We start from the raw sequence: 2,485 nt of genomic DNA, 5'->3' as shown, positions 1-2,485 counted from the left end.
TGTAGACGTCAAGTCAAATTTTACACTTTTTGCTCGTTTCCTTTTTACACTTCTGCTGAAAAAATACTTTTCCTGTTTTTCATCCGATGACTTTCCTCATCCTCTCCACCATGTATGACTTCCACACGATGAAGTAAACGATCTAAAATCGCTGTCGTAATGCCTTGATCTCCAATTAAATTTCCCCATTCATCTGGACTTTTATTAGAAGTCAGGATAATCGAACTTCGTTCGTAGAGATGATTGATTAAATGAAAAAATAAGTTTGCTTCTCTCTGATCCATCGCCATGTACATCAAATCATCGATAATCACAAGATCGGCATTTCTAATCCGTTTGAGTTGGACTTTCGATTTATTCAGGTACTCTTCTGTTTTTAAAAGCTGCACAAGCTCACCCATTGTAGCGAAGTAAACATGGAATCCTCTATAAACGGCTTCGAGTCCCAGCCCAATTGCGATATACGTTTTTCCGATGCCCGGAGGGCCTAGAAGAATTAAATTGTACTGTTGTTCTAACCAGCTCAATTCTCGAAGCTGAGAAAGCTGGCGAGCTGTTAGAACGTTTTGACCTTTAAGTTCAAATTCATCTAATGACTTCACGAAAGGGAAGCGTGCCCATTTCATTCTTTTTTCAAGGCTCTTCGCTTCACGTTTTGCTAATTCGTATCTTGTGATAGATTCTAAGAATTCCAAGTAGGTCCATGATGTTTTTTCAGCTGTGCGAAGAAGCTGTGGCAGCTCCTCCGCAGTCTCTGATAGACGTAACTGACGAAATTGGTTTTGTAATTCATGCACAGTCTTATTTATCATGCTCTACCTCCTAAAATGCTTGTATACGCATTTAAAGAACGGGTAGAGGCCTTAATATCAGAATGTTTTGCTGAATGGGCATAAATGGATTGTACCTCTATAACTGGTTCGTCACGCAATGTATCAAGGTGATGAGCGATATCTCGAAAATCATTCGCATTGTATAGTTTCTCCGTCATGCACTTAGTCATCACAATATCCATTAATGCTGGATACTGTTGAATCACCTTGTAGATGATGGAAAACTGGTCTCGACGATACCTCGGGTATCGTTGGCTGATCTCATCCAAATAAGCAGCTGCTTGTGTCTGATTTTCAAAGTAAGAGATTAGACGTTGCTTAAGCTCTTCAACCCCTTTGGAGCGATCACGAGTATGATGACGGTTTTGAATGAGTTTTCCTTTTTCTGAGCTAATAAGATGCTCGGCAATTACCTCACCATTTACTTTTCTGCGAATGACGAGCGTCTTTTGCTCTTCGCCTGTCGTTTCAATCCATACAAGATTCTCACTCCTTGTTTGATAAGTCCCTATTGGGACGGAATAACGGTTTGACTTATAACGGATCGTGTTGTCCTTGCTTACACTTCTTGTTATACTTTGGTTATGGGTACTTTCATATGAAAGTAGTGAAGAGACTCGCTGTAAGTGTTGCTTTTCGAGGAGAAACACTTCTGCTGGTCTTTTTTTTGTGGTCTGGTGAACCTGATGGTTTCCAGTACGTTCGAGCCACTGCAATGCTCGATCATTCCAATCTTCTATTTCACTAAACACCCGACTGTCAGCGAAATTCCCTTTTATGTATTTCACTACATTTTCAATCATGCCTTTAGATTCTGGATCAGCTCTTCTACACAAATGAATGTTGAATTTACGCTCATTTACATAGCTTTGAAATTCAGCTGTTAAAAGCAGCTGGCCAGCATTTTCACTCACTGTGATTAAGTGATCCTGATCATAGACGATTTCTTCTGTTCGTCCTCCGTAGAACTGAAATGCATGTTCATGACACCTGATCGCATCTCTTGTAGTAAATGGACGTGCCTGCCATTCCATATATTTATGTCTGGAGTGAGCGAGTACAAAGGCAATAAAGTACAGTTTGATTTCTTTGTTGTCTGCCGTCTTCTGTTTGGTTTCACCCCAGTCTACCTGAAGTTGTTTACCCATTGGTTGTTCAGGAACTGCTTCGTATTGACGTACAATGACCTTTTTCTCGATCTGATAGACTTCGCGAATCTCTTTCACATAAGACCTCACCGTACTTCCACCGACCGATAGGTCTGGATATCTCTCCAAAAGCCAATCATGAATTTGAGCACTACTCAGGTGAGGATACTCTTCTAGCCATGCAAGTATCCAGTCTTTATAGGAATCTAGTTTTTTCTTCTTTCCCGAAGGCTGTTCAGTGTAAGCTTTTGCCTCATCAAACGTCATTTCTAAATACTTATAGACAGTTGGTCTTGAGATCTTAAGCTCCTTAGCGATTTGTGTTACTTTAAATTTTCTTTTACTTAGTTCATGAATCTTTACATATAACACTAACTTCTCCTCCAAAACCCCTACCTCCAGTAAAATAACGTCAATTCCTATTTTACTAAAGTAGTAGGTTGATTGAGCAAAAGTGTAAAATCTTATCAAGCAATAACTGTCAACTTTATTCTAGCGTTTACA

2 protein-coding genes are annotated in these 2,485 nt (G+C 39.7%); both read right to left on the bottom strand.

Features of this window, described 5'->3' with window-relative positions:
* Positions 1 to 44 precede the first annotated feature (44 nt).
* Positions 45 to 809: an IS21-like element IS643 family helper ATPase IstB gene (gene istB, locus FCJ93_RS24545; protein ID WP_137744924.1), complete on the bottom strand. Its 765-nt coding sequence runs from the start codon at positions 807 to 809 to the stop codon at positions 45 to 47.
* The gene (istA, locus tag FCJ93_RS24540; protein ID WP_137744923.1) at positions 809 to 2,353 is read right to left on the bottom strand and encodes an IS21 family transposase; all 1,545 of its coding nucleotides are present in this window, start codon (positions 2,351 to 2,353) and stop codon (positions 809 to 811) included. Before istA ends, istB begins: the two co-directional genes overlap by 1 nt.
* Positions 2,354 to 2,485: the final 132 nt, after the last annotated feature.

It is taken from the genome of Robertmurraya siralis (genome assembly GCF_005502275.1).
Classification (GTDB): domain Bacteria; phylum Bacillota; class Bacilli; order Bacillales; family Cytobacillaceae; genus Robertmurraya; species Robertmurraya siralis.
Note: the sequence above shows the minus strand (reverse complement) of the source record. Positions and strands in the feature narration are given on the sequence as shown.